Raw genomic sequence first — 26,568 nt, forward strand, 5'->3', positions numbered from 1 at the left:
GCGACCGCATGAGCCCGCGCGCAGCAGGTCAGCGCCGCGGCAGCCGGACCTCGAACGTCGTGCCCGACGCCGGAGCCCGCCCCGAGTCGTCGGCCTGCGGTCCCGTGGCGCTCGTCCGGGCGAGGTCGGTGGCCGTCGCGTCGCGCACCGAGATGTCTCCGCCGTGCGCCTGGACCACGGCCTGGGCGATCGCGAGACCCAGCCCGGTCGAGCCGCCGACCCGGTTGCGTGCCGAGTCGCCACGGCTGAACCGTTGGAACAGCGACGGCAGCAGGGCGGGCGGGATGCCGGGGCCGTCGTCGGTCACGGTCAGGACCACGTGGTCCTCGCCGTCGGGCCGGATGCCCACGACGACGCGCGTGCCGGGCGGCGTGTGGACGCGGGCGTTGCCGAGCAGGTTGGTGAAGACCTGCCGCAGGCGCGCCTCGTCGCCCACGACCGTGACGTCGGGGACGTCGAACGAGTCGTCGCCGTCGGCCCAGAGGGCGTCGCCCTCGGCGAGGATCCCGTCGCCGTCGAGCGTCAGCGTGTCGCCCTCGGCGCGGGGCCGGTCGCCCTCGGCGGAGTCCTGGTCGCCCTCGATCACCGGCCCCTCGCCCCCCGCGAGCGGCAGGTCGAGCTCCCACACGTGGTCGCGGCTCGCGGCGTGCGCGTCGGCCACGGCATCGATCGCGAGGGCCGCGAGGTCGACGGGCTCTCGGTCGAGCGGGCGGCCCGCGTCGAGCCGTGCGAGGAGCAGCAGGTCCTCGACCAGGTCGCCCATGCGCACGGCCTCGGACTCGATGCGGTCGAGCGCGCGCAGCGTGTCGGGCGGGACCTGGTCGGGGGAGCGGCGGACGAGCTCGGAGTACCCGCGGATGGAGGCGAGCGGCGTGCGCAGCTCGTGGCTCGCGTCGGCGACGAACTGCCGGACCTGGGTCTCGGACTCGTGCCGTGCGGTCAGGGAGGCCTCGACGTGGTCGAGCATCCGGTTGAGCGCCGCGCCGACCTGCCCGACCTCGGTCCGCTCGTCGGTGAACTGCTCGTCGACGCGCGGGATCTCCTCGACCTCACCGCGGTCGAGGGGCAGCTCGGACACGTGCACGGCCGCGTCGGCGAGCGAGTCGAGGGGCCGCAGCGAGCGGCGGACGAGCCACGTCCCGAGCACCGACGCGAGCACGATCCCTGCGGCCACGAGCCCGGCCTCGACGAGCAGGTAGCCCTCGAGGGTCTCGGTCACCCCGGCGGTGCTCATCGCGGTGATGCTGGGCTCACCCCGCTGGGTCGTGGTCGCGACGGCGCGGAACGAGCCGAGGTCGCTCACCTCGACCGTGTGGGGACGGTCGTCGGCGGGCACGGTCGCGAGGTCGGCGACCTGCTCGTCCGTGAGCTGCTGGAGGGTGCCCGACGCGTCGATGTACCCCGCGAACCGCACCGCCCCGTCCTCGTAGACGACGTTGATGGTCCCGGCTCCCTGCCCGGGGGGCAGGGGGCTCTGGTTCCCCGTGCCCGACGACGGAGCCTCGCCCGGGAGCGTCCCGGCGCCCGGGTCCTCGGTCGAGCCGTCGTCGCCCGTGCCGGTCGTGCCCGCCGCGCCATCGGGGGGAGGGGCGTCGGCGCCGAACCGGTCGAACGGGCCGCGCTCGGCGCGCTGGCTCGCCTGGACCAGCTCCTGGTCGAGCCGGTCGACCAGGCTCTGGCGCAGCGCGAGCGTCGAGCTCGCGGCGAGCGCGACGCCCAGGACGAGCAGGATCGCCACGAGGACCACGACGAGCTGTCGGCGCAGGGTGCGTGGTCGGGCGGTGCGCGACGCCCGGGGTGAGGTCACGCGTCAGGCCTTCGCGGCGCCGTCGGGCGCTGTGCTCGCAGGGGTGCCCGCGCCGCCCGCTGTGCCCCCAGAGCCGCCGCCGCCCGCTGTGCCCGCAGAACCCCCGCCGCCCGCTGTGCCCGTGCTGCCCTCAGCCGGCTTGATGACGTACCCGACCCCGCGCAGCGTGTGGATCATGGGCTCGCGGCCCTTGTCGATCTTGCGGCGCAGGTAGGAGATGTAGAGCTCGACGATGTTGGCCTGCCCGCGGAAGTCGTAGTTCCACACGCGGTCGAGGATCTGCGGCTTGGACATGACGCGGCGCGCGTTGCGCATGAGGTAGCGCAGGAGCTCGAACTCGGTCGCCGACAGGTGGATGGGGTCGCCGCCGCGGAACACCTCGTGCGAGTCCTCGTCGAGGACCAGGTCGCCCACGACGACGGTCGAGTCCTCGCGGGCGGCCGTCGCACCGCCGCGGCGCATGAGGCCGCGCAGGCGGGCCACGACCTCCTCGAGGCTGAAGGGCTTGGTCACGTAGTCGTCGCCGCCCGCGGTGAGCCCCGCGACGCGGTCCTCGACCGTGTCGCGGGCCGTGAGGAACAGGACCGGGACGTCGGGCGAGGTCGCGCGGATGCGGCGCAGCACCGAGAGCCCGTCGAGGTCGGGGAGCATGACGTCGAGCACGATCACGTCGGGGCCGACCTCGCGGGCCGTGCGGATCGCGGACTGCCCGTCGAGCGCGGTCGAGACGTCCCACCCCTCGTAGCGCAGGGCGGAGGTGAGGAGCTCGGCGAGGTTGGGCTCGTCGTCGACCACGAGGACGCGCACGGGCGAGCCGTCGGCCCGGGTCAGGCGCTCGGGGGCGCGAGGCGAGACGAGGGGTTCCGTGGGCGCGGGCGTCGTGGTCATGCGTCCATGGTGCGCGTGGTGTCTCGGCGACGCCTGTGGTGTTCCTATGAATCGACTGTGAGCGGGAGCCCTCAGTCGAGCGGCCGCTCCCTGCGTGAGGCGGCGAGCGTCGAGGACAGGATCGCCTCGATCGCGAAGGCCGTGGCGCCCGCGAGGTCGACCGCCTCGGGGTCCAGCAGCCACTGGGTCTGGAGGCCGTCCATGACGGCGATGATCGTGCTCGCGGCGCGGTCGAGGGCGACGGGGTCGAGCTCGACGTCGTCCTCGGGCGTCAGGAGGCCGGCCTCTCGGCGTTCGGCTATCACGGTGTCGAGCGCGCTCGTGATGTCCCCGCGCAGGCCCGCGAAACGGCGCGCGGCCCAGTCGCGGGCGGGGTGCTGGTCGGTCACGGACTCGCCCGTCAGGACGGTGTAGGCCTGCACGATGCCGGGGCGTTCGGCGTTCATGCGGGCGGTCGTGACGAGGTGGCGGAACAGGTCGAGCCCGCCGGGGATGTGCTTGCCCTCGAGGTGCTCGACGTCGACGACGTCTCGGAACTCGAGGACCTCGATGAGGAGCTGGTTCTTGGAGCCGAAGTGGTGGAGCACCCCGGCGTGGGTGATCCCGACCTGCTCGGCGACCTCGGCGAGCGAGCCCTGGTGGTACCCCTTGGACCCGAAGACGCGCATGGCTGCGCGCAGGATCTCTTCGCGCCGGGCGGCGGTGCCCTTGCGCGGTCGGCGCGTGCGCGCCGGTGTGGTGGCCTCTGTCATGACCGCAACCATACTGTGATCTTCGTTGACTTACTGACTAGTCAGTAAGTGTGGTTGTATATCGGCCAGCAGACAACGCCGTCCGAACGGAGCACCTGGTGTCACTGAAGACCCACGACGTCACGACCGACGTCACCCCCGACGTCGTCGCCGTCGGTGCCGACACTGACGTCGACGGGACCGAGGAACGCCTCGCGCGCCTCACCGCAGACCTCACGGTCGAGGAGAAGGTCTCCCTCCTCGTCGGCGCCGGCATGTGGACCACGAACCCGATCGAGCGCATCGGCCTGCGGGCCGTCGCGATGTCCGACGGCCCCGTGGGCGTCCGTGGCACGGGAGGCGAGTCCACCCTGGCCGACGGCTCCCCGGTGACCGCGCAGACCTCCGCGATGTTCCCCGCCCCCAGCGCGCTCTCCGCGACCTGGGACCGCGACCTGGCGGCCCGCGCCGGCGCCCTGTTCGCGTCCGAGGCGCGCCGCCACGGCGTCGACGTCGTCCTCGCCCCGCAGATCAACCTCCAGCGCACGCCCGTGGGCGGCCGCCACTTCGAGTGCTACTCCGAGGACCCGCACCTGACGGCCGAGATCGCGGTCGAGCTCGTGCGCTCCTCGCAGGCCCACGGCGTCGGCATGTCCGTCAAGCACTACGTCGCGAACGACTCCGAGACCGAGCGCACGCGCTACCTCGCGCGCCTCGACGAGCGCACGCTGCGCGAGGTCTACCTCCCGCCGTTCGAGCGCGTCGTGCACGAGGCCCAGGCCTGGAGCGTCATGGGTGCCTACTCGGGCGTCGACGACGGCGAGACCGCGGCCCCCGTGCTCGAGCACCGCCCGCTCCTCACCGGGGTCCTCAAGGACGAGTGGGGCTTCGACGGCGTCGTCGTGAGCGACTGGGTCGCCACCAAGACGATCCGCGGCGCGGTCGAGGGAGGCCTCGACCTGCAGATGCCCGGCCCCGACGGCCCCTGGGGCGACGGCCTGCTCGCCGCTGTCCGCTCGGGAGAGGTCGCCGAGAGCGAGCTCGACGACAAGGTCGTGCGCCTCATGCGCCTGGCCCACCGGGTCGGCGCGCTCGACCTCGGGGCACCTCACGCTCCCGGCACCGCGCAGGTGACCGGGCTCCAGCCCGACGACGCACCCTCCTCCGCGTCGTCGGCCCGCGACGGGCTCACGGGCCAGGAGGCGTCGGCCGCGTTCCTCCGTGAGCTCGTCGCACGTTCGATCGTCGTGCTCAAGAACGAGGCGGACGGGACGGACGGCACCGGCCGCGCGTCCGACCGGAGCCGCGGACTCGTGCCCCTCGACCCCGCGGCCCTCGCTCCCGCCGGCCGTCCCTTGACCGTCGCGCTCCTCGGCCCCGCCGCGACGACCCCGTTCCTCCAGGGCGGCGGCTCGTCGTTCGTGGTCCCCGACCGCGTGACCACGCCCGAGGAGGAGCTCCGCGCAGGGCTGCCCGAGGGCACCCGCATCCTGGTCCACGACGGCGCCCGCTCACGCTCCAACCCGCCCGCCCTGGACGTGTCGGGCCGGTGCAGCGACCCGGTCACGGGCGCGCCCGGTGCCCGTGTCGAGCTCCTCGACGCGCGCGGCGAGGTCCTCGACTCCCGCACGGCCGCGACGTGGGACGGATGGCTCCAGGACGTCCGGGCCGACGCCGTGGCCGTGCGGGTCCGCGCGGACGTGGACCTCGAGGAGCCTGGCACGCACGAGCTCGGCATCGGTACGGTCGGCGTCCACACGGTGACGGTCGACGGTCGGCTCGTCTCGACGGGCGACGTCGTCGTCAACGAGGACGTCGTCCTGAGCTCGGGGCACAACCACCCGGTCGCCCGCACCGTGGACGTCGAGGTCACCGAGCCGCGCACCGCGCGGCTGGACGCGACCCTCCAGGTGGTCCACGCCGTCGGGTACGCGTCGTTCGTCCGGGGCGAGCTGGTCCACCGGCTCCCCGGCGCGACCGCCCAGGAGATGCTCGACGTGGCCGTCGCCGCGGCGACCGAGGCCGACGTCGTGGTCCTCGTCGTCGGCACGACCGAGGAGGTCGAGTCCGAGGGTTACGACCGCCCCGACCTCGATCTCCCGGGCAACCAGAACCGGCTGGCCGAGCTCGTCCTGGCGGCCAACCCCCGCACGGTCGTGGTCGTCAACGCGGGCGCCCCGGTCCTGCTGCCCTGGTTCGACGACGCCCCGGCCGTCCTGTGGGCGTGGCTCGGCGGCCAGGAGGCCGGTTCGGGACTCGCGGACGCGCTGCTCGGCGTGACCGAGCCCTCGGGCCGGCTGCCGTGGACCCTGCCCGCACGCTTCGAGGACGTCCCGGTACCGCACGCGATCCCGCAGGACGGGGTCGTCGAGTACACCGAGGGGCTCGACGTCGGCTACCGCGCCTGGGAGCGCACGGGCGCCACGCCCGCGGCCCCGTTCGGGCACGGCCTCGGCTGGTCCACGTGGGAGTACGTGGGCGCGACGGTCGTCGAGGCCCCCGCCAGGACTGACGGTGCCCCGACCGCCGACGTGCTGCTCGACGTGGTCGTCCGCAACACGGGCGAGCGCGTGAGCCGCGAGGTCGTCCAGGTCTACGTCGAGCCCGACGTCTCGTCCGGCACGCCCGATGCTCCTCGTCGCCCCGTGCGCTGGCTCGGCGGCTTCGCCGTCGTCGACGCCGCCCCGGGCGAGCTCACCACGGCGCGCGTGCGCATCCCCGCGCGCGCCCTCCAGATCTGGGACGTCCCCTCGCAGCAGTGGGTCACCGCTGCCGGCGGGCACGTCCTGCGAGCCGGGCGGTCGATCCGCGACCTCCGGCTCCGGGCTCCTCTGCCCGCCTGACCCGGGGAGCGGCGGCGTTCCCCCGCCGCAGCTCCCCGACAGCACCACCGCACCACCTGCACCACCCGCTCGGCCCCGCAGCACCGCGCACGACCCAGCCCCACCCAGCAGATGTCAGGTTCACCGCGGACCGCACGTACGGTTCGTTCAGATTTTCAGTGCAAGGAGGCACTCATGAACAAGCGCAGGATCAGCACGGCGATCGTCGGACTCACGTCGCTCGCCCTCATCGCCACCGCATGCAGCGGCGGCGGCAGCGGCGAGGGAAGCACCTCGTCGGCAGGAGGCTCGAGCGTCCTGACCATCGGGATGCCCAACGGTCCCCAGACCGACAACTCCAACCCCTTCGCCAACACGTCCTCGGCGATGTCGCTGGGCTACGCGTTCGCGATCTACGAGCCGCTGGCCCAGGTCAACACGGTGCGTCCGTCCGAGGACCCCGTTCCCTGGCTCGCGAGCGAGTGGGAGTGGAACGCGGACTACACGCAGCTGACCCTCACGGCCCGTGACGGCGTCAAGTGGTCGGACGGCGAGGACTTCACGGCCGAGGACATCGCCTACTCGTTCCAGATCCGCAAGGACAACGAGGGCCTCAACACGTTCGCGCTGCCGTTCGGCGACATCACGGTCGACGGCAACAAGGTGACGGTCTCGTTCACCTCGGGCCAGTTCGTCAAGCAGGGCCAGATCCTCCAGCTCTTCGTGGTGCCCGAGCACGTCTGGAAGGACGTCGAGGACCCCACGACCTGGACCAACGAGGAGCCTGTCGGCACGGGGCCGTACACCCTCAAGTCCTGGACCGCGCAGGCCGCGACCCTCACGGCCCGTGACGACTACTGGGGCGGCGAGCTCGGCGTCAAGGAGCTGCGCTACAGCTCCTACAACGACAACAACGCGCTCACCAACGCCCTGGTCTCGGGCGAGGCGCAGTGGGGATGGACCTTCATCCCCGACTACGAGAAGGTCTACATCGACGCCAACCCCGACGTGAACAACCAGTGGGCCCCCACGGGCCTGGGCGTCGACGCGCTGTTCCTCAACACCGAGACCGCGCCGTTCGACGACGTCGCCGTCCGCAAGGCCGTGCAGCTCGTGCTCGACCGCAAGCAGATCTCCGAGCTCGCGTCCTCAGGCGTCTTCCCGCCCCTGACCAACGTGACCGGGCTCCCCGAGCCCGCGGGCACCGACTTCATCACCGCGCCCTTCCAGGGCAAGGAGTACACGGTCGACGAGGCGGGCGCCAAGAAGGTCCTCGCCGACGCGGGCTACACCCTCGACGGCACGACGCTCAAGGACCCCGAGGGCAACGCCGTGACGTTCACCCTGACCAACCCCACGGGCTGGTCCGACTACCTGACCGAGCTCCAGATGGTCGCCGACGCCGTCAAGCCCCTGGGCATCACGGCCACGGTCGAGGGCCAGAACGCCGACGCCTGGTTCACCGCGATCGCCGAGGGCGACTTCCAGGCCTCGATGCACTGGACCGACGGCGGCGCGACCCCCTGGGACACGTACTCCAACCAGATGGACGGCGCCCAGTACATGCCGCTCGGTGAGCGTGCCAACTGGAACTTCGGCCGCTTCAAGAACGACGAGGCGACCGCAGCCCTGGCCACGTACGCCAACGCCACGGACGAGGCAGCCCGCACGGCCGCGCTCGAGACCGTCCAGCAGGTCTTCGTCGACGAGGTCCCGACCATCGCGCTCCTCGGACGCCCGGCCGCGGCCCAGTACTCGACCAAGAACTTCGTGGGCTGGCCCTCGGACGAGGACCCGTACGCGAACCCGCAGCCGACGACGGCCAACGCGTCGCTCATCCTCACGAAGCTGAAGCCGGCTTCCTGATCGCGTGGCTGCTCGTGAGTGAGGGGGCGGGGCCGCCGCCGGGCCTACCGTCCGGCCTCGTTCCTCGGCCTCCCGCCAGGCCCGACCACGGCCCGGCGGCGGCCCCGCCCCCTCACGAGCAGCTGGTCAGCGCTGACTCCACCCCGTTCCCCCCAGCAGTCAGGTTCACCATGAGTTCCGACACGCACACCGCCCCGGCCGCGCCCCCGCCCGACGCGCCCGTCCTCGAGGCCCGCGGGCTCACCAAGCACTTCCCCGTCCGGGGCCTGCGCTCGAACGCCGTGGTGCACGCGGTCGACGGCGTGGACGTCTCGCTGCGCAGCGGCCAGGTCGTCGCGCTCGTCGGGGAGTCCGGGTCCGGCAAGTCGACCATCGCCCGCCTCCTGGCCCGCCTGTACACGCAGACGTCGGGCGAGATCCTGCTGCACGGCGAGCCCGTGACCGCGCACCGCGGTCGGGCCTTCCGCCGGTACTGCCGGCGCGTGCAGATGATCTTCCAGGACCCGTTCGGGTCGCTCAACCCGGTCCACACGATCCGCTACACGCTCACGCGTTCGCTGCGGATCCACCAGCCCCGGCTGCGCGGGCAGGCCCTCGAGGACGCCCTGGCGGCACTGCTCAACAGGGTGCAGCTCCAGCCCGAGCGGTACGTCGACAAGTACCCGCACGAGCTCTCGGGCGGCCAGCGCCAGCGTGTCGCGATCGCCCGCGCCCTGGCCGCGGACCCCGAGGTCCTGCTCGCCGACGAGCCCATCTCGATGCTCGACGTGTCGATCCGCATCGGCATCCTCAACCTGCTCAAGGACCTGCGCGACCGCCTCGGCATCGCGATCCTCTACATCACGCACGACATCGCCTCGGCCCGGTACTTCGCCGACGAGACCCGGGTCATGTACGCGGGCCGCATCGTCGAGCACGGCGAGAGCGAGCTCGTGACGCAGGAGCCCGCCCACCCCTACACCCAGCTCCTGGTGCGCTCGGCCCCGGACCCGGAGAACCTCGCCGCGCAGGACCGCACGGGCGCGAACGGCGAGCCCCCGTCGATGGTCCGCCCGCCCGAGGGCTGCCGCTTCAGCCCGCGCTGCCCGTTCGCGACGGACCTGTGCCGGAGCAAGGTCCCGGACCTCGTGGACGTGGGCGACGGCCGCAAGGTCGCCTGCTGGGGCTACGTGGGAGCGTCCGACGTCGAACCTGCCGAGCGGGACCTGATCCCCGCGCTCGGCTCCGCACGAGTGGGGGTGTCGGCATGAAGTACTTCCTGCGACGCATCGTCTTCTACGTGATCACCGCGTGGGCGGCCATCACGATCAACTTCTTCATCCCGCGCATGATGGACGGCGACCCGGTGTCGTCCTTCATCAACAAGAACCAGGGCCGCATCAGCTCCGAGGCCCGCGAGTCGCTCTACGTCCTCTTCGGTCTCGACAGCGGGGCCTCGCTCTGGGAGCAGTACGTCGACTACTGGAAGATGCTGTTCTCGGGCGACCTGGGGCTCTCGATCATGCTCTTCCCGAGCACCGTGAGCGAGGTCATCGCCCAAGCGCTGCCGTGGACCATCGGTCTGGTCGGGATCGCGACGGTCATCAGCTTCCTGCTCGGCTCGTTCCTGGGCGTCGTCATCGGCTGGCGTCGCGGCTCGTGGGCCGACGGCCTCCTCCCGATCACGACCTTCTTCTCGTCGGTGCCGTACTTCTGGCTGGGCCTGGTCGCGATCATGCTCTTCTCGGTGACGTGGTCGGTCTTCCCGTCGTCGGGCGCCTACCAGCCGGGACTGGTGCCCGGGTGGAACTGGGAGTTCATCAGCTCCGTGATCGAGCACGGCACGCTGCCGGCGATCACGATCGTGCTGTCCTCGGTCGCGGGCTGGATCCTTGGCATGCGGAACATGACCGTCACGGTCACCTCGGAGGACTACGTCACGGTCGCGCAGGCCAAGGGCCTGTCGGAGCGTCGCGTGATGTTCGGCTACGCGGCCCGCAACGCGATCCTGCCGCAGGTCTCGGGCTTCGCGCTGTCGCTCGGCTTCATCGTGTCCGGCACGCTCGTCATGGAGAAGGTCTTCTCCTACCAGGGTGTGGGCTTCACGCTCCTGCAGGCGATCGGCGCGCACGACTACCCCCTCATGCAGGGCATCTTCCTCATGATCACGCTGTCCGTCCTCGTGGCGAACATCCTCGCCGACCTCGCGTACGTGGTCCTCGACCCGCGCACCCGACAGGAGGGCTGACCGATGACCGGCATCCCCGTCCAGATGGACCACGCCCAGCTCGACAACGGGGCAGAGCCTCTCGCCCCCGAGGTGCCCCAGCGCCGCAAGGGCTCTCCCAAGAAGCAGAAGCTCCTGTTCCTGCGTAACGGCAAGTCCTTCACGGGGCTCGCGATCCTGGGCTTCTTCGCGATCCTCGCGGTGATCGGCCCGTGGATCGCGCCCTACGACCCGAGCGCGATGTCCTCGGACATCCTCCAGCCGCCGAGCGGCGCGCACTGGCTCGGCACCACGCACGTGGGCCAGGACGTGTTCTCCCAGATCCTCGTGGGCACGCGCGGCGTCATGATCGTCGGCTTCATCGCGGGCATCGGCGCGACGCTCCTGTCGATCCTCGTCGGCGTGAGCGCAGGCTTCCTGGGTGGCGTGAGCGACGAGCTGCTCTCGTCGCTGTCCAACATCTTCCTGGTCATCCCGGCGCTGCCCCTCATCATCATCGTCGCGGGGCAGCTCCCCGACGCGGGCGGCCTGACGGTCGCGCTCATCCTGGCGGCGACGAGCTGGGCGTGGGGCGCGCGCATCCTGCGTGCGCAGACCCTGTCGTTGCGTCGACGCGACTTCGTCGAGGCCGCGCGCGCCAACGGCGAGTCGACGTGGCGCATCGTGTGGTTCGAGACGCTGCCGAACCTCACGGCCATCATGGCGTCGAGCTTCGTGGGCACCGTGACGTTCGCGATCCTGATGCAGACGACGCTCGCCTTCATCGGCGTGACGTCGATCTCCGACTGGAACTGGGGCACGATCCTCTTCTGGGCCGAGCAGCAGCAGGCCCTCTCGCGCGGCGCGTGGTGGTGGTTCGTCCCGGCGGGCCTGTGCATCGCGATGCTCGGCATGGCGCTGACCCTCATCAACTTCGGCATCGACGAGTTCGTCAACCCGCGCCTGCGCTCGACGGGTGCGAGCCCGCGCGCCCTGCGCAGGCGCCGCATCTCGCCGCGCATCGGCTTCACGGCCGTGGTCCGCGAGGGGGCGCCGGCAGCGAACGCCACGACCACCAGCAGGCCCGACGGCGCCACGCGCCCGGGTGCGTCGCCCGCCTCGACCGGTGCGACGCCGTCGGGCACGGAGAAGGGCACGGGGAAGGGCGCGCCCGGCACCCCGGACGGTCCGGCTGGACCGGGCGACCCGGGCGGCTCGAGCGAGAACCGGGCCGAGGGCCCGACCGGGTCGCGTCGCGAGGCCGCACGCGACGCGCGCGACGACCGCGACAACGACGGCACGACCACACGCAAGGAGAGCGTCCGATGACGGTCACCGCCCTTCCCCCCGCCGGCGCCCCCACCGGGACCGGCAAGCCCGTGCTCGAGATCCGCGACCTGCACGTCGCCTACGGCTACGGCCCCGAGCCCGTGCGCGCCCTGCGCGGCGTCGACCTCACGCTGCACGAGGGCGAGGTGCTCGGGATCGCGGGCGAGTCGGGCTGCGGCAAGTCGACGCTCGTCTACGCCGCGACCCGCCTCCTTCCCCCTCCCGGCCTCATCACGGGCGGCGAGGTGCTGTTCCACGGAGGCACGGGGGTCACGGGCGACGAGCCCGTCGACATCCTGCGCATGAGCGACAAGGAGCTGCGGCGCTCACGCTGGCAGGACACGGCCATCGTGTTCCAGGGCGCCATGAACTCGCTCAACCCGGTCTACCGGGTCGGCAAGCAGCTCACCGACGCGATCGCGGCGCACCGCCCCGGGATGTCGCGCTACGACCGCAACGAGCGGGCCGGCGAGCTGCTGTCCATGGTCGGGATCGCGAAGGACCGCATCTCGGCGTACCCGCACCAGCTCTCGGGCGGCATGCGCCAGCGCGTCATGATCGCGATGGCGCTCGCGCTCGAGCCCAAGGTGCTCATCATGGACGAGCCCACGACGGCGCTCGACGTCGTCATGCAGCGCCAGATCGTCGAGCAGATCATCGAGCTGCGCGACCGCCTGGGCTTCTCGGTCGTGTTCATCACGCACGACGTCTCGCTGCTCATCGAGGTCGCCGACCGGATCGCGATCATGTACGCGGGCGAGATCGTCGAGCAGGCCTCCGCGAGCGACGTCTACCGGCGCCCGCGCCATCCCTACACGCACGGGCTGCTCAACTCCTTCCCGCCCCTGCACGGCCCCAAGCGCCCGCTCGTCGGGATCCCTGGGTCGCCGCCCGACCTCCAGGCGCTCCCGAGCGGGTGCCCCTTCCGGCCCCGCTGCGCGCACGTCATGGACGCGTGCGCCGACGTCCACCCCTCCCTGGGCCCCACGTCGCTGGGGCTGCCCGGTGTCGGAGAGCCGGGCCGCTCGGTCGCCTGCCTGCTGCACGAGGGGCAGGGCGAGCTGCCCGCCGAGCTGCGGGTCTGAAGCCGCCAGGGTCGATGATCCCCTGGCCGCGGGGCGCCCAGTCGTCCCCGTGAGCAGAGCCGGTCGGTACCCCGCGTCGGGTGCCGGCCGGCTCTCGGTCGTCCTGGGTGGACCGTGCTGCGGCTCCGCTCGTCGACGGGCCCGACCTGCCGTGACCTGCCCCTTCTCTTCGCCAGATCCCCACACCCGGTGACCTACCGTTGACGGGTGACTTCCCCCTACCCGACGCCGTCCCGGCCCCACCCCGCCCCGAGGTACCCCCCGCGGCCCGCTCCGTCGCGGGCCGTCGCGCCGAACCCCGCCCGTGCGCCGCGGTCGGGAGCGACCAACGTCGGGGCGCGGGCTGCGGCAGGTCTGGTCGCGGTCGCGGCGGTCGTCGCCTATGCCGTGGTCTGGCGCTACTTCGTCCTGTCGGCCGCGGGTCAGCACCTCGACCAGGCGGCCCTGCGGGGCTCGGACTACGGTCGCGGGCGTCTCTGGGCGCTCGGCGAGCCCGTGCTCGACGTGGTCTCGGTGAGCTTCGTGGTGCTGGGTCTCGGTACGGCCATGGGGATCGCGCTGCTGCGCCGGCGGTGGGGACTGGCCGTCCAGGTGGCGTTCGTCGTGATCGGCGCCAACATCTCCACCCAGCTCCTCAAGAAGGTGCTGCTCGAGCGACCCAACCTGATCGGCGGCTGGGGCGTGGGCAACACGCTGCCGAGCGGGCACACCACGGTCGCGGCCTCGGTCGCGGTCGCGCTGCTCCTGGTCGTCCCCCGGGCGGCGCGGCCCCTGGTCGCGATCCTCGGCGCGACGTACACGGCGGCGACGGGGGTCTCGACCCTCATCGGCCACTGGCACCGACCGAGCGACGTCGTCGCGGCGGTGCTCGTCGTGACGGCCTGGACGGCGCTCGCGCTCGCGTTCACCCCGTCGAGCGCGCTCGACCGCGTGCCGCCGGGACGCAGCAGCTCCTACCCCGGGTCGGTCGTGGTGGCGGTGCTCATGCTGGTGGGGGCTGCGTTCTCGGCCGTCGCCGCGGCCTGGTGCCTGCGCGAGGTCGCCCCGGCGAGCTGGGACATGACGGACCTCGCGGAGACCACGGCCTATGTCGGGGGAGCGTTCGGGGTGGTGTCCGCCACCGCGGGTGCCTTCGCGGTGCTCCTCCTGCTCCGGCAGGCGACGTCGCGCCCGGCCTGGCCCTGAGCGCCCGTCCACAGGACGTGGCCCCGACGGTGGTCCACAGTCGATAAGGTGCCGCCTGGCGCCGGTGGCGTAACGTCATAGGCTGCCGGGTGGGAGCCGCGCAGCGGATCGGGCACACGAGACGTGCCGGACTGCGTCGCTCACCCCGCACGTCGGCCCACCTGGAGATCGCTCCAGGTGTGGGCCTCGATCAGCAGCTACGGAAAGCAGGAACGGATGTCCTCAGGTCGCAAGCTCGTCATCGTGGAGTCCCCCACGAAGGCACGCAAGATCCAGGGCTACCTCGGTGACGACTTCGAGGTGGAGTCGAGCGTCGGGCACATCCGCGACCTCCCGCAGCCCTCCGAGCTGCCCGCCGACATGAAGAAGGGGCCGTTCGGCAAGTTCGCGGTCAACGTCGACGACGGGTTCGAGCCGTACTACGAGGTCTACGCGGACAAGAAGAAGAAGGTCGCGGAGCTCAAGCGGGCGCTCAAGAACGCCGACGAGCTCTACCTCGCGACCGACGAGGACCGCGAGGGCGAGGCCATCGCGTGGCACCTGCTCGAGGAGCTCAAGCCCAAGGTGCCCGTGCACCGCATGGTGTTCCACGAGATCACCCGCGAGGCGATCGAGCGCGCGCTGGAGAACACGCGCGACCTCGACGTGCACCTGGTCGACGCGCAGGAGACGCGCCGCATCCTCGACCGCCTGTACGGCTACGAGGTCTCGCCGGTCCTGTGGCGCAAGGTCCGCCAGGGGCTGTCCGCGGGTCGCGTGCAGTCCGTGGCCACGCGCCTGGTCGTCGAGCGCGAGCGCGAGCGCATGGCGTTCGTCGCGGCCGAGTACTGGGACGTCTCGGGGACCTTCGCGCTCGCGGACAAGGACGCCGCAGACGCGGACAAGAGCTTCGACGCGCGCCTGGTGCAGCTCGGCGGCGCGCGCGTCGCGTCGGGCCGCGACTTCGACGACCGCGGGCAGCTCAAGCCCGCCTCGGCACGCGACGGCGTGGTCCAGCTCGGCGAGCAGGCCGCCTCGCTCGTGGTCGGCGGGCTCGCGGACGCAGACTTCGCGGTCCGCAGCCTCGAGACCAAGCCCTACACGCGCCGTCCGGCCGCGCCGTTCACGACCTCGACGCTCCAGCAGGAGGCGAGCCGCAAGCTCCGCTTCAACTCGCGGCAGACCATGCGCACCGCGCAGGCGCTGTACGAGAACGGCTACATCACCTACATGCGTACGGACTCCCCGTCGCTGTCGGCCGAGGCCACCGACGCTGCGCGCCGTCAGGCCGCCGAGCTGTACGGCCCCGAGTTCGTGCCCGGCTCGCCGCGCGCCTACGCGTCGAAGGCCAAGGGGGCCCAGGAGGCCCACGAGGCCATCCGCCCCGCCGGGGACTCGTTCCGCACCCCGGCCCAGGTGGCGCGGGAGATCAGCGGCGACCAGTTCAAGCTGTACGAGCTCATCTGGAAGCGCACGGTCGCCTCGCAGATGGCGGACGCCAAGGGCTCGACGGCGTCGGTGCGACTGGCCGCACCCGTCGCGGGCACGGATGCCCAGGTCGCCGGCAAGGAGGCCGTGTTCGCGGCCTCCGGCACGGTCATCAGCTTCCGCGGCTTCCTCGCGGCATACGAGGAGGGCACGGACGACGCTGCGGAGACGGCCGACGGCGCCGCGGCGAAGTCCGGCCGCCGGGGCGACGAGGACGCACGCCTGCCGCAGATGGCTGAGGGCGACCGGCTCGACGGGCGCGACCTCACGGCCGACGGGCACTCGACGTCCGCACCTCCGCGGTACACCGAGGCGAGCCTCATCAAGGCCCTCGAGGAGCGCGGCATCGGCCGACCGTCCACGTACGCGTCGACCATCTCCACGGTCCAGGACCGCGGCTACGTGCTGCCGCGCGGCCAGGCCCTGGTGCCCAGCTGGCTCGCGTTCGCCGTGATCCGCCTGCTCGAGGAGCACTTCGAGTGGCTCATCGACTACGACTTCACCGCGGAGATGGAGGCCGACCTCGACGCGATCGCGGCCGGTGACAAGGACCGCGTGGCGTGGCTGACCCGCTTCTACTTCGGGGACGGCACGGGGCGCGAGGAGGGCGAGGGGCTGCGTCAGCTCGTCGACGACCTGGGTGAGATCGACGCCCGCGACATCAACTCGGTCCCGATCGGCGAGGGCATCCAGCTGCGCGTCGGTCGGTACGGGCCCTACGTGGAAGATCTCAGCGGACCTGTCGCAGATGGTCAGACCCCGCCGCGCGCCTCGGTGCCCGACGACCTGGCTCCCGACGAGCTCACGGTCGAGAAGGCGCGCGAGCTCCTCGCCGCGGGCGCCGACGACGGCCGGATCCTCGGCGCCGACCCCCAGTCCGGGAACCCGATCGTGGCGCGCGCAGGGCGCTACGGGCCGTACGTGACCGAGCAGCTCCCCGAGCCCACGTTCGACGAGGGGCTGTCCGCGGCCGCGCTCAAGAAGGCCAAGGCAGCGCTGCCCAAGCCGCGCACGGCGTCGCTCCTCAAGGACATGAGCCTCGACACCGTGACGCTCGAAGACGCGCTCCGGCTGCTGTCGCTGCCGCGCGTCGTGGGCACGGACCCGGAGACGGGCGTCGAGATCACCGCGCAGAACGGCCGCTACGGCCCGTACCTCAAGAAGGGCACGGACTCGCGCACCCTCCCCTCGGAGGAGGCCATGTTCACGGTCACGCTCGAGGAGGCGCTCGAGCTCTACAAGCAGCCCAAGCGCGGTCGGGGAGCCACGGCCACCCCGCCGTTGCGCGAGCTCGGCGACGACCCGACGTCGGGCAAGCCCATCGTGGTCAAGGACGGCCGCTTCGGTGCGTACGTGACCGACGGCGAGACCAACCGGACGCTGCCGCGCGACGTGACGCCCGAGTCCATCACGCCCGAGCGGGCCATCGAGCTCCTCGCCGAGAAGCGCGCGGCGGGCCCGGCCAAGAAAAAGGCGCCGGCCAAGAAGGCTCCCGCCAAGAAGCCGGCCGCGAAGAAGGCCCCGGCCAAGAAGGCGCCCGTCGAGAAGAAGTAGCGGTCCCTGGCTCGGCGCGCCCGGGAGGGGCCGCCGAGCCTGCGCCAGGCATGACGAAGGCCCCGGACCTGCCCCCATGAGGGAGCGGGCCGGGGCCTTCGTTCGTGCGGGCCGGGCCCTCGAGGTAGAACGTGCTGCGCGAGGTAGAACGCGGCGCGCACTACCTCGCGCAGCACGTTCTACCTCGGCGGCTACCTCGTTGGACACTTCGCCAGCTGGAGGCCGGCCGGAAGGCCGCGGTCGGCCGACAGCGCCTCAGTGCCCCGTGTACCTCACGGGCTCGGGCAGGCCCGCGTCCGCACGGATCGCGCGCGACAGGCCCTCGATCGAGCGCAGCGCGTCGACCAGCTCGGGCACGCGGACCTCGAACGGCATCGCGTGGATGGTCTCGCCCGGTGCCGTCGCGGCCTCGGCCACGCGGCGCAGGTCGCCCACGTCGGCCGTCGTGAGCCCGATCTCCGTCAGCGTGTTGGGCAGCCCGACGCGCGTCGTGAACTCGACGAAGTCGCGGATCTCCTGCGACGGGGCTCCTTCCAGCACGAGCTGGGTGAGCGAGCCGATGTTGACCTTCTGCCCGTGCGTGAGCCCGTGGGTCTGCGGGGCGGCCGTGAGCCCGTTGTGGATCGCGTGGGCCGCCGCGAGGCCGCCCGACTCGAACCCGAGCCCCGAGAGCAGGGTGTTGGCCTCGACCACGGCGTCGACCGCGGGCGTGACGAGGTGCTCCTTGACGGCCTCGATCGCGGCGAGCGAGTTCTCCCACAGGATCTTCCACGAGAGCTCGGCGAGCGCGGTCCCGGTGATGAGCGGCAGCCCGCCCGCCATGGTCGTCGCGTTGGCCTGGGCCACGGCCCGGGCCTCGATCCACGTCGCGAGCGCGTCGCCGATGCCCGCGACGAGGAACTTCACCGGGGCGTTGGCCACGAGCTGGGTGTCGACCAGGACCAGGTCCGGGTTGTGCGGGAAGAACCGGTACTCCTCGAACGCCCCCTCCTCGGTGTAGATCACGGACAGCGCGGAGCACGGGGCGTCGGTCGAGGCCACGGTCGGCACCGAGACCCAGCGGATCCCTTCGAGGTGCCCGGCGGCCTTGACGGCGTCGATCGTGCTGCCGCCGCCGATCCCCACGATCACGTCCGAGCCGGTCTCCCGGATGCGCCGGGCCAGCCGGTCGACCTCCGCAGCGGTCGCGTACGTGCCGAAGCCCTCGCGCTCGCGCGGCAGGTTCGCGGCCTGGAACGACTCGGCGACGGTGTCCTGGACGATCTCCCAGACGACGTCGTCGGCGACCAGCAGCGGCTTGGTGCCGATCGGTGCGACGAACTCGCCGAGCCGCGACAGCGCGCCGCGCGACTGCACGTACCGCAGCGGGCTGATGAGCGTGCGGATCGGGACCTCGGACATGTGGACCTCCTCGGGTGGGGACAGGGAGCCGAGCGGACGCGCATGGAGGATTGCTCCCGCGGACCGCCGACACCTCGACGCTATGTCGGGGAGCGGTCCACCGCCTGTCGGAGCACTGGCTCGACGTGCTTGTATAAGTGCTGTTATAACAGTGCTGTGACATCCATCGACCCGACCGCCGTCCCCGGACGCTGGGACTCCCTCCATACCCTGCTGCGCCGGCTCGACGACGAGATCGGCACCGTCTACACCGACCGCGGGGTCGACGGCGTGCGACCGCGCTTCGTCTACCCGCTCATCCGTCTCGCCCACACCGGGCCGCTGACCATCCGCGAGCTCGCCGCGTCGCTCGGCCGCACGCACTCGGCCATGAGCCAGACCGTGACCGCGATGCGCAGCGAAGGACTCGTGCAGACCGAGTCCGGCGAGGACGCCCGCACACGCCGCGTCGCGCTCACCGACAAGGCCCGCGCGCTCGTCCCCCTCCTCGAGGCCGAGTGGCGCGCGACCGAGGAGTCGATCGCCGAGATCGACGACGAGCTGCCGTACGCGCTGAGCGCCGTCGTCACCGACCTCGAACGCGTCCTCGCGAGCAGGTCCCTGCGCTCCCGGCTCGTCGAGCGGCTCGACGCCGCGGGACACCCGGCGCAGACGCCCGGCACGCCGGCAGCCGAGACGCCCTGACGTGCGGGACAACGTCGTCGACCTGCGCCCGCTGCGCACCAGTGCCGCCTATCGCGACCTGTGGGCAGGCTCGGCCGTCGGTGGCCTCGGCTTCCAGGTGGCCACGGTCGCGGTGCTGCTCCAGGTGTGGGAGCTCACGCACAGCCCGGTGTGGACCGGTGCGATCGGTCTCGCGACCGCTGTACCCCTCCTCGCCCTCGGCCTCGTCGGCGGGCACCTCGCCGACGTGCACGACCGCCGCACGATCATGCGCCTCGCGTCGGCCGGCCAGGTGCTCTCCGCGGTGGGCCTCGCCGCGCAGGCGCTCGCGGGCAACCGGTCCGTGTGGGTGCTGCTGGGCCTCGTGAGCCTCGGCGCGGCGTGCAACGCGCTGGGCTCGCCCGCGCGCCGGACGGTGCCGCCGCGCCTCCTGCCCGCCGACCAGGTCGCGGCCGGGCTCGCGCTGCAGAACCTCGCGTTCCAGGTCGCGATGCTCGTCGGGCCGGCGCTGGCAGGCCTCGTCGTCGCGCGCTGGGACCTCGCGGCCGCCTACGGCGTCCAGGTGGCGGCGGCCGTGGTCGCCCTGCTCGGGCTGGTGCGGCTGCCGCCGCTCCCGCCGGTCCGCACGCCTGCCCTGGCGCCCGCGTCGGACGGCGGCCCCGCACCGGCGCCCGCTCCCGCACTCGCTCCCGTGCCCGTGCAGGTGCCGGACGGTGGACCGGTGCCGGACCACGGACGACCCGTGCGCCGTCGGGCCGCGGCGGGCGGCTGGTCGATCGTCTGGAAGCGGCCGACCCTGCGGGGCTCGTTCGCGACGGACGTCGCGGCGACCGTGCTCGCGATGCCCGTCTCCTTGTTCCCGCTCGTCAACGAGATCCGGTTCGACGGCGACCCGCGCACCCTCGGGCTGTTCCTCTCGGCGGTCGCGGTGGGCGGGATCGGCGCGGGACTGCTGTCCGGCGCGGTCACGCGCGCGCCGCGGTCGGGCGCGCTGCAGCTCGCCGCGGCGGCGACGTGGGGGCTCGCGCTCGCGGGCTTCGGGCTGGCAGGACCGCTGTGGCTCGCGCTCGCGTGCCTCGCGGTCGCGGGGGCGGCGGACACCGTGTCGGTCGTGACGCGCGGAGCGCTCGTCCAGCTCGAGACGCCCGACGAGTTCCGGGGCCGCGTGTCGTCGGTCGAGCACGTCGTGGGGGTCGCCGGCCCGGAGGTGGGCAACTTCCGCGGCGGGGTCCTCGCGTCGTTGACCTCGGCCCCCGTCGCCCTGGTGGCGGGCGGGCTCGCGGCGAGCGCCGTCGTCGGGCTGGTCGCCTGGCGCAACGCGCCTCTGCGCCGCTACCGGACCCCGGCCGCGACGACGGCGACGGCGAGGGTGGTGCCCGCCGAGACGACGTAGGTGCGTCGTCCTCCCTCGGCGGCCGACGGCTCGACGCGTGCGGTGGGTCCGGCACGGAGGGCGTCGACACGACGAGTCAGTCGACCGTGACGGCCTCCAGCACCGGCAGGCGCGAGGCCCGGATGCCCGGCCACACGCTCGCGACCAGCCCGATCACGACCGCGAGCCCCAGGACCGCGAGCACCTGCCCCCAGGGGACCGCGAGGCTCGTGAGCCCCTGCTCGGCGAGCACCCCGGGCAGTGCCGCGGCGATCGCGATGCCCGTGATCACGCCCAGCACGGTCCCGTAGACCGCGGTCAGGACGGACTCGATCGTGATGATGCCCGCGAGCTGGAGGCGCCCGAGGCCCACCGCGCGCAGCAGCCCGATCTCCCGCGTGCGCTCGATGATCGACAGCGCGAGCGTGTTGACGATGCCCAGCAGCGCGATGACGATCGACAGCCCGAGCAGCGCGTAGAGGATCACGAGGACCTGGTCCACCTGCGCCGCGGCCGCGTTGGCGAGCTCCTCGCGGTCCAGGACCGAGACCACGAGGAAGGGCTTGACGGCCGCGGTGAGCGCGTCGCGCAGCTCCGCGGTCGTGGTCCCGGGTGCCGCGGTCACGTACACCGCGTAGGTCGGGATCTCGGGGGCGCCCACGCTCGCGTAGGTCGCGTCGGCGAGGACCACGTCGGACGAGATGACCTGGGTGTCGATGATCGCCCCCACGCGCACGTCCTGGGTACGGGCGCCGTCGTCGCTCGTCAGGGTCAGGGTGTCGCCGACCTCCCACGCCTCGTCCCGCGCTGCGGTCGTGCTGACCACGGCCTTGCCGTCGGCGAGCGCCCGGTCGGGGTCTCCCTCGACCACGGGTGCGTCGAGCGCCTCGGTGAAGAACCCGGGCGGCACGACCGTGGCGCCGCTGGGCTCGCCGTCCACGTCGAGCGTCCCGAGCCGCAGCGCGAGCGCCTGCCCGACGGCGGGGAGCCCGGTCACGGCGTCGGTGACACCCGGGGGGAGCGCGCCCGTGGCGGCGGCCGCCTGGACCACGTAGTCGGCCCGCACCTGCTCGTCGACGATCGACCGGACCGAGGCCTGCGTCGAGGCCGCGATGACTCCGGTCGCGCTCACGAGGGCCATCCCGATCAGGAGCGCGCCGGCCGTGTTCGAGGTGCGGCGGGGGTTGCGCGTGACGTTGCCGCGCGCCAGCCGACCGAGCGGACGTATCGCGGCCACGGCCGGGACGGCGAGCACCGTGATGACGGCGCCGGCGATCGCGGGGGACAGGACCAGGACGCCCACGAGGGCCGCGCTCGCGCCCACCGCGAGCAGGACCCGCGGGTTGAGGTCGTCGACCAGCGCCCACCCGGTCGGGTCGGCCGACGCCGAGCTCCCGAGGCGCGAGGCGAGCACCAGGAGCCCGGCACCGACCAGCGTGAGCACCAGCCCGACCACCGCGCGGGTGCCGGTCCCGCGGTCCGGTGCGACGTCGTCGTGCATGGCCTGGACCGGAGGGGTGAGGGCCGCGTGGCGGCCCGGGACCGCGGCCGCGACCACGCTCACCAGGACCCCCAGCGAGATCGCGACCACGACCGACGTGACGCTCAGCGGCACGCGACCCGAGAGCTCCATTCCGGTCGAGCCGAACGCGGCGCGCAAGCCGCTGACCAGGACCCGGCCCAGGACCACGCCCGCGGCCGCTCCCAGGAGCCCGACCGCGACCGCCTGCGCGAGGATCGACGCGAAGACCTGAGCGGGCGAGGCCCCGAGCGCGCGCAGCAGCGCGAACTCGCGCTGGCGCTCGCGCACCGACATCGCGAACGTGTTGGCGATGATGAACGCCCCCACGAACAGCGCGATGGCCGCGAAGACCAGCAGGAACGTCTCGATGAAGCCGAGGATCTGCTCGACGCCCTCGCGGGCCTCGTCGCGCATCGCCTCGCCCGTGAGCGACTCGGCCCCCTCGGGCAGGACCTCGGCCACACGGTCGGCGAGCACCTGCTCGGACGCGTCGCCCGCGGCGTAGACGGAGATCGTGGGGACGGTCCCGTCGGGCGCGTAGGTCGCGAGCGCGGTCGCGGGGTCGAGCCCCACCAGGATGGTGCCCGCCGCGGCGGCCTCGATCGCGAAGACCCCCGTGACCGTGACGGGCTGCGGGGCGCCTGCGAGGACCACGGTCGTCGCGTCGCCCGTGGCGAGCCCCGCGGCCGAGGCCGCGCTCTCCTCGAGCGCGATCTGCGTGCCGCCCACGGGCCAGGCGCCGCTCGCGAGGGTCACGGTCGGCTCGTCCGGTCCCACCGCGATCCCGATGCTCGGGGGCCCTGACGTCGTGACGGCCGTGCCGTCGGCCGCGACCAGGACGATCGGACCCGACGCGTCGGGCACGGCGCGCGCGACGCCGTCGACCCCTGCGACCGTGTCGGCGAGCGCGACCGGGACGGGCGCGTGGGGCGTGCCGAACGAGCTGCCGGCGCTCGTCGTGGCGTCGATCTCCTCGGCGCCGCGCACGTACACGTCGGCGACGAGGGTCGTCGCGATGATCTCGTCGAACGTCGACGACAGCATCGCGCGGAACGTGAACGTCCCCACGACGAACGCGACCCCGAGCATCACGGCGAGCGTCGACAGCAGGAAGCGGACCAGGTGGGCCCGGACCCCGCGCAGCGCGACCCGCAGCATCAGTCCTCCTCCGCCTGCCCGAGCGCGTCGAGGATGTCGCGGCGGGTCGGGGCCGCGAGGTCGGCCGTGATCCGCCCGTCGGTCAGGAACAGGACCCGGTGCGCGTACGAGGCCGCGCGCGGGTCGTGCGTGACCATGACGACCGTCTGCCCCAGCTCGTCGACCGACCGCCGCAGGAAGCCCAGCACCTCCGCGGACGAGCGCGAGTCCAGGTTGCCCGTGGGCTCGTCCGCGAACACCACCGACGGCCGCGACACCAGGGCCCGCGCGCACGCGACCCGCTGCTGCTGCCCGCCCGAGAGCTCGGACGGCCGGTGGTGCAGCCGGTCGCCCAGGCCCACCGCGGCCACGACCTCGTCGAACCACGCGCGGTTCACGGGGGCGCGCGCGATGTCGAGCGGGAGCGTGATGTTCTCTGCGGCGGTGAGCGTCGGGACCAGGTTGTACGACTGGAACACGAACCCGATCCGGGTCCGCCGCAGCGCCGTCAGGCGCCGCTGCGAGAGGCGGCTGACCTCGGTCCCGTCGATCACGACGTTGCCCGACGTCGGGGTGTCCAGGCCGGCCATGCAGTGCATGAGCGTCGACTTGCCCGAGCCCGAGGGGCCCATGATGGCTGTGAGCTCGGCCGCGCGGAAGTCGACGTCGACGCCGTCGAGGGCGCGGACCGTCGTCTCGCCCTGGCCGTACGTCTTGACCAGGCCGCGGGCACTGGCGGCGCTCCCCGGCACGGCGGTGCTGCCGGCCGCGGTGCTTCCCGTGGCGCCGGGCACGGCGCCCTGCGGGGAAGGGCCGGCCGGGGACTGCGGGGGAGTCGGGTGCGCCATCGGGGTCTCCGTTCGCTCGGGTGGATCCATCGTGTCCCGACCCGGGGTGACGTGCGACACAGCGGCGGTTCTCGCGTCTGGTCCTCCGATCGTCCGGAACCCGTCCTGGGGGCAGCGGCCCCGGGGGCGACTGGTCCGTCGACCGGCCGCCCCCGGGGCCGCAGTAGCGTGGAGGCATGGTCTCCCACGCAGTGGTCAACGTGCTCGACGCCGTCCCCGACCCGGGCGCTGCCCCACCCGTGCGCTGGGGGATCCTCGGCGCGGGGAACATCGCGGGATCGTTCGCCGACGAGGTGCGGACCTTCACGCAGGGCCACGTGGCGGCCGTGGGCTCGCGCGACGAGCACCGGGCACGGGACTTCACGCAGCGGCACGCGCCCTCGGCGACCGTCCACGGCTCGTACGAGGCGCTCGTCGCGGACCCCGACGTGGACGTCGTGTACGTCGCGACCCCGCACTCGCACCACCGCGACCACGGGCTGCTCGCGATCGCGGCGGGCAAGCCCGTGCTCATGGAGAAGGCGTTCACGCGCAACGAGGCGGAGGGTCGCGAGGTGCTCGACGCCGCGCGGGCCGCGGGCGTGTTCGTCATGGAGGCCATGCTCACGCGGCACCTGCCGCACGTCGCCGCGATCCGCGCGCTGATCGCGCAGGGTGAGATCGGCGAGGTCCGGTCGGTCACGGCGAGCTACGGGTCGAACGCCGCGTACGACCCGGCGGGCCGGCTCTTCGCGCCCGAGCTCGCGGGCGGTGCGCTGCTCGACATCGGGATCTACCCGCTCGCGTTCGCGACGGACCTCCTGGGTATGCCCGACGACGTCACGGCCGTCGGTCTCGCGGCTCCCACCGGGGTGGACGCCCAGTCGACCGTGGTGCTGCGGTACGGGGACCGCGCGACGGCGACGCTCGCCTCGTCGGTCCTGGCGCAGTCGGCGACGTCGCTCGTGATCGCGGGGTCGGGCGGACGGATCGAGGTCGTCGACCGCTTCATGGTGCCCACGGCCTTCAGCGTGGTCTGGGCCGACGGCGCGCGCCGCGACTACGACGGGTACGCGCCCGGGGCCAAGCAGTACGAGGCAGCCGAGGTCGCGCGCTGCCTCGCGGCGGGGCTCACCGAGAGCCCGCGCATGACGTGGCAGGACACGCTCGACCTCCTGCAGGTCATGGACCGGGCGCGCGCCCAGCTGGGGGTCGTGTACCCGGGGGAGTGAGGGATGCCGGGCCTGGGGAGTCGGGTGCCGGGCGTCGGTGCCGGGGGCCGGGTGCCGGGCGTCGGGCGCCGGTGCCGAGCACGAGGTTGCGGTCGTCCTGACGGCCGGGACGGACGAGATCGCGGGGTTCGACCGCACGCAACCTCGTGCTCGTCCGCGACGGCCTGGGCGCTGTACGACCACACCTCGGGCAATCACCCGTGGCAGCGTTCTCACGGGGTTAGCGTGAACCCATGAGCAACGACGCCCGCCCTGCGGCACCGACCGACCCGACGCCCACCTCCCTGCCTCACCTCGCTGCGACCGCTGCCGACCTCCCCGAGGTGATCTCCGGCGTCGTGCCCGATCCCCGGACCGCGCCCACGGTCCGCTGGGGGATCCTCGGGGCCGGGAACATCGCCGGGTCGTTCGCCGAGGCCGTGCGCGACCACACCCGGGCGCGCGTCGTGGCCGTGGGCTCGCGCGACCGCGTCCGGGCCGAGCGCTTCGCGACCGAGCACGGCATCCACACGACCCACGCCGACTACACCGAGCTCGTCGAGGACCCGCAGGTCGACGTCGTGTACGTCGCCACGCCCCACTCGCACCACCGGGACCACGCGCTGCTGGCCATCGCCGCGGGCAAGCACGTCCTGGTCGAGAAGGCGTTCACGCGCAACGAGGCCGAGGCGCGCGAGATCCTCGACGCCGCCCGGGCCGCGGGGGTGTTCGTCATGGAGGCCATGTGGACGCGCTTCCTGCCGCACGTCGCGGCGCTGCGCGGGGTGATCGCGCGCGGTGAGATCGGCCAGATCGTCAACGTGACCGCCGACCACGGCCAGTTCTTCCCGTTCGACCCCGAGCACCGGCTCTACGCGCCCGAGCTCGCGGGCGGTGCGCTGCTCGACCTGGGCGTGTACCCCGTGTCGTTCGCGCACGACGTGCTGGGGGCGCCGTCGTCGGTCAGCGCGGTCGGTGCGCTGACCGAGACAGGGGTCGACGGCCAGCTCGGCATCACGCTCGGGTACGGCCGGGCCATGGCCACGCTGTCGACGACCCTGTGGTCGCAGACGCCCAACGTGGCGTCGATCTCCGGGACCGCGGGGCGCATCGAGGTCGAGGGCACGTTCTACGCCCCGACGTCGTTCCGCGTGGTCCGTCACGACGGCGCCGAGTGGCGCTACGAGGGCTTCCGGGGCGAGGGCAAGCAGTACCAGGCGGCCGAGGTCGCGCGGTGCGTCGAGGCAGGCCTGACCGAGAGCCCGCGCATGACGTGGCAGGACACGCTCGACGTCATGCGGACCATGGACGAGGTCCGCCGCCAGGCGGGCGTGGTCTACCCGGGCGAGTGAGCCGGGTCGCGTGAAGGGGTGCCGCGCCCGCCCGGGGTGCCGAGAACGGGGTCGTGGGGGGGGGGGGGGGCCCCGCCCCCCCCCCCCCCACCCCCCCCCGCCCGGCCCGCGGACCCCCCCCGCGGGGGCGTCGCGGGCATGACGCCAGTGCCAGCCACCGCCGC

17 protein-coding genes and 1 pseudogene are annotated in these 26,568 nt (G+C 73.1%); 12 read left to right on the plus strand and 6 right to left on the minus strand.

What is annotated here, in order from left to right:
• Positions 1–28 precede the first annotated feature (28 nt).
• The 3 genes and pseudogenes from ACIPWA_RS20250 to ACIPWA_RS20260 all read right to left on the minus strand — a co-directional run bounded on the left by ACIPWA_RS20250 (position 29) and on the right by ACIPWA_RS20260 (position 3,447).
• On the minus strand, positions 29–1,807 hold the full coding sequence (locus ACIPWA_RS20250) for a sensor histidine kinase (protein WP_400292436.1): 1,779 nt from the start codon (positions 1,805–1,807) through the stop codon (positions 29–31).
• A 132-nt stretch (positions 1,808–1,939) separates the two neighbouring features.
• Positions 1,940–2,695: pseudogene (locus tag ACIPWA_RS20255) on the minus strand (response regulator transcription factor); the annotation flags it as partial.
• Between the two features lie 71 nt (positions 2,696–2,766).
• Positions 2,767–3,447, minus strand: a complete 681-nt coding sequence (locus ACIPWA_RS20260) for a TetR/AcrR family transcriptional regulator (protein WP_139107917.1) — start codon at positions 3,445–3,447, stop codon at positions 2,767–2,769.
• 98 nt (positions 3,448–3,545) lie between these two features.
• On the opposite strand from ACIPWA_RS20260, the gene ACIPWA_RS20265 reads away from it, so the two are divergent.
• The 8 genes from ACIPWA_RS20265 to topA all read left to right on the plus strand — a co-directional run bounded on the left by ACIPWA_RS20265 (position 3,546) and on the right by topA (position 16,919).
• A complete protein-coding gene (locus ACIPWA_RS20265; RefSeq protein WP_400292438.1) occupies positions 3,546–6,269 on the plus strand; it encodes a beta-d-glucosidase in 2,724 nt (907 codons plus the stop codon).
• 174 nt (positions 6,270–6,443) lie between these two features.
• The gene (locus tag ACIPWA_RS20270; RefSeq protein WP_400292440.1) at positions 6,444–8,114 is read left to right on the plus strand and encodes an ABC transporter substrate-binding protein; all 1,671 of its coding nucleotides are present in this window, start codon (positions 6,444–6,446) and stop codon (positions 8,112–8,114) included.
• Between the two features lie 170 nt (positions 8,115–8,284).
• Positions 8,285–9,364, plus strand: a complete 1,080-nt coding sequence (locus ACIPWA_RS20275; RefSeq protein ID WP_056649347.1) for an ABC transporter ATP-binding protein — start codon at positions 8,285–8,287, stop codon at positions 9,362–9,364.
• Positions 9,361–10,341, plus strand: coding sequence for an ABC transporter permease (locus ACIPWA_RS20280; RefSeq protein WP_056649350.1), 981 nt, complete (start codon positions 9,361–9,363; stop codon positions 10,339–10,341). The genes ACIPWA_RS20275 and ACIPWA_RS20280 overlap by 4 nt, the downstream gene beginning before the upstream one ends.
• Positions 10,342–10,344: 3 nt before the next feature.
• Positions 10,345–11,628, plus strand: a complete 1,284-nt coding sequence (locus ACIPWA_RS20285) for an ABC transporter permease (protein ID WP_400292442.1) — start codon at positions 10,345–10,347, stop codon at positions 11,626–11,628.
• Positions 11,625–12,713: an ABC transporter ATP-binding protein gene (locus ACIPWA_RS20290; RefSeq protein ID WP_056649353.1), complete on the plus strand. Its 1,089-nt coding sequence runs from the start codon at positions 11,625–11,627 to the stop codon at positions 12,711–12,713. Before ACIPWA_RS20285 ends, ACIPWA_RS20290 begins: the two co-directional genes overlap by 4 nt.
• Positions 12,714–12,920: 207 nt before the next feature.
• Positions 12,921–13,898, plus strand: a complete 978-nt coding sequence (locus tag ACIPWA_RS20295; RefSeq protein ID WP_082618340.1) for a phosphatase PAP2 family protein — start codon at positions 12,921–12,923, stop codon at positions 13,896–13,898.
• A 216-nt stretch (positions 13,899–14,114) separates the two neighbouring features.
• A complete protein-coding gene (topA, locus tag ACIPWA_RS20300) occupies positions 14,115–16,919 on the plus strand; it encodes a type I DNA topoisomerase (RefSeq protein WP_400292445.1) in 2,805 nt (934 codons plus the stop codon).
• A 255-nt stretch (positions 16,920–17,174) separates the two neighbouring features.
• Here the strand turns inward: topA and ACIPWA_RS20305 are convergent, their stop codons facing one another.
• Positions 17,175–18,320 (minus strand): glycerol dehydrogenase, encoded by a 1,146-nt coding sequence (locus ACIPWA_RS20305; protein WP_400292446.1) that lies wholly within the window; start codon positions 18,318–18,320, stop codon positions 17,175–17,177.
• A gap of 156 nt (positions 18,321–18,476) precedes the next feature.
• On the opposite strand from ACIPWA_RS20305, the gene ACIPWA_RS20310 reads away from it, so the two are divergent.
• A complete protein-coding gene (locus ACIPWA_RS20310) occupies positions 18,477–19,004 on the plus strand; it encodes a MarR family winged helix-turn-helix transcriptional regulator (RefSeq protein ID WP_400292447.1) in 528 nt (175 codons plus the stop codon).
• Position 19,005: 1 nt separating this feature from the next.
• A complete protein-coding gene (locus ACIPWA_RS20315; protein WP_400292449.1) occupies positions 19,006–20,376 on the plus strand; it encodes an MFS transporter in 1,371 nt (456 codons plus the stop codon).
• Positions 20,377–20,452: 76 nt separating this feature from the next.
• On the opposite strand, the gene ACIPWA_RS20320 is transcribed toward ACIPWA_RS20315, so the two are convergent.
• Both ACIPWA_RS20320 and ACIPWA_RS20325 read right to left on the minus strand, forming a co-directional pair.
• Positions 20,453–23,035: an ABC transporter permease gene (locus ACIPWA_RS20320; RefSeq protein ID WP_400292451.1), complete on the minus strand. Its 2,583-nt coding sequence runs from the start codon at positions 23,033–23,035 to the stop codon at positions 20,453–20,455.
• Positions 23,035–23,862, minus strand: coding sequence for an ABC transporter ATP-binding protein (locus ACIPWA_RS20325; protein ID WP_400292453.1), 828 nt, complete (start codon positions 23,860–23,862; stop codon positions 23,035–23,037). The genes ACIPWA_RS20320 and ACIPWA_RS20325 overlap by 1 nt, the downstream gene beginning before the upstream one ends.
• Positions 23,863–24,038: 176 nt before the next feature.
• Here ACIPWA_RS20325 and ACIPWA_RS20330 point away from each other — a divergent pair, with 176 nt between their 5' ends.
• Both ACIPWA_RS20330 and ACIPWA_RS20335 read left to right on the plus strand, forming a co-directional pair.
• A complete protein-coding gene (locus tag ACIPWA_RS20330; protein WP_400292454.1) occupies positions 24,039–25,073 on the plus strand; it encodes a Gfo/Idh/MocA family protein in 1,035 nt (344 codons plus the stop codon).
• Between the two features lie 233 nt (positions 25,074–25,306).
• On the plus strand, positions 25,307–26,404 hold the full coding sequence (locus tag ACIPWA_RS20335) for a Gfo/Idh/MocA family protein (RefSeq protein ID WP_400292456.1): 1,098 nt from the start codon (positions 25,307–25,309) through the stop codon (positions 26,402–26,404).
• Positions 26,405–26,568: the final 164 nt, after the last annotated feature.

The organism is Oerskovia enterophila (genome assembly GCF_044748475.1).
Lineage (GTDB): Bacteria > Actinomycetota > Actinomycetes > Actinomycetales > Cellulomonadaceae > Oerskovia > Oerskovia enterophila.

Bases quoted from the DNA above. Each gene is read 5' to 3' on its own strand.
- ACIPWA_RS20260 (WP_139107917.1), bottom strand. From the start codon at position 3,447: ATGACAGAGGCCACCACACCGGCGCGCACGCGCCGACCGCGCAAGGGC.
- ACIPWA_RS20270 (WP_400292440.1), top strand. From the start codon at position 6,444: ATGAACAAGCGCAGGATCAGCACGGCGATCGTCGGACTCACGTCGCTC.
- ACIPWA_RS20275 (WP_056649347.1), top strand. From the start codon at position 8,285: ATGAGTTCCGACACGCACACCGCCCCGGCCGCGCCCCCGCCCGACGCG.
- ACIPWA_RS20280 (WP_056649350.1), top strand. From the start codon at position 9,361: ATGAAGTACTTCCTGCGACGCATCGTCTTCTACGTGATCACCGCGTGG.
- ACIPWA_RS20285 (WP_400292442.1), top strand. From the start codon at position 10,345: ATGACCGGCATCCCCGTCCAGATGGACCACGCCCAGCTCGACAACGGG.
- ACIPWA_RS20290 (WP_056649353.1), top strand. From the start codon at position 11,625: ATGACGGTCACCGCCCTTCCCCCCGCCGGCGCCCCCACCGGGACCGGC.
- topA (WP_400292445.1), top strand. From the start codon at position 14,115: ATGTCCTCAGGTCGCAAGCTCGTCATCGTGGAGTCCCCCACGAAGGCA.
- ACIPWA_RS20305 (WP_400292446.1), bottom strand. From the start codon at position 18,320: ATGTCCGAGGTCCCGATCCGCACGCTCATCAGCCCGCTGCGGTACGTG.
- ACIPWA_RS20320 (WP_400292451.1), bottom strand. From the start codon at position 23,035: ATGCTGCGGGTCGCGCTGCGCGGGGTCCGGGCCCACCTGGTCCGCTTC.
- ACIPWA_RS20325 (WP_400292453.1), bottom strand. From the start codon at position 23,862: ATGGCGCACCCGACTCCCCCGCAGTCCCCGGCCGGCCCTTCCCCGCAG.
- ACIPWA_RS20330 (WP_400292454.1), top strand. From the start codon at position 24,039: ATGGTCTCCCACGCAGTGGTCAACGTGCTCGACGCCGTCCCCGACCCG.
- ACIPWA_RS20335 (WP_400292456.1), top strand. From the start codon at position 25,307: ATGAGCAACGACGCCCGCCCTGCGGCACCGACCGACCCGACGCCCACC.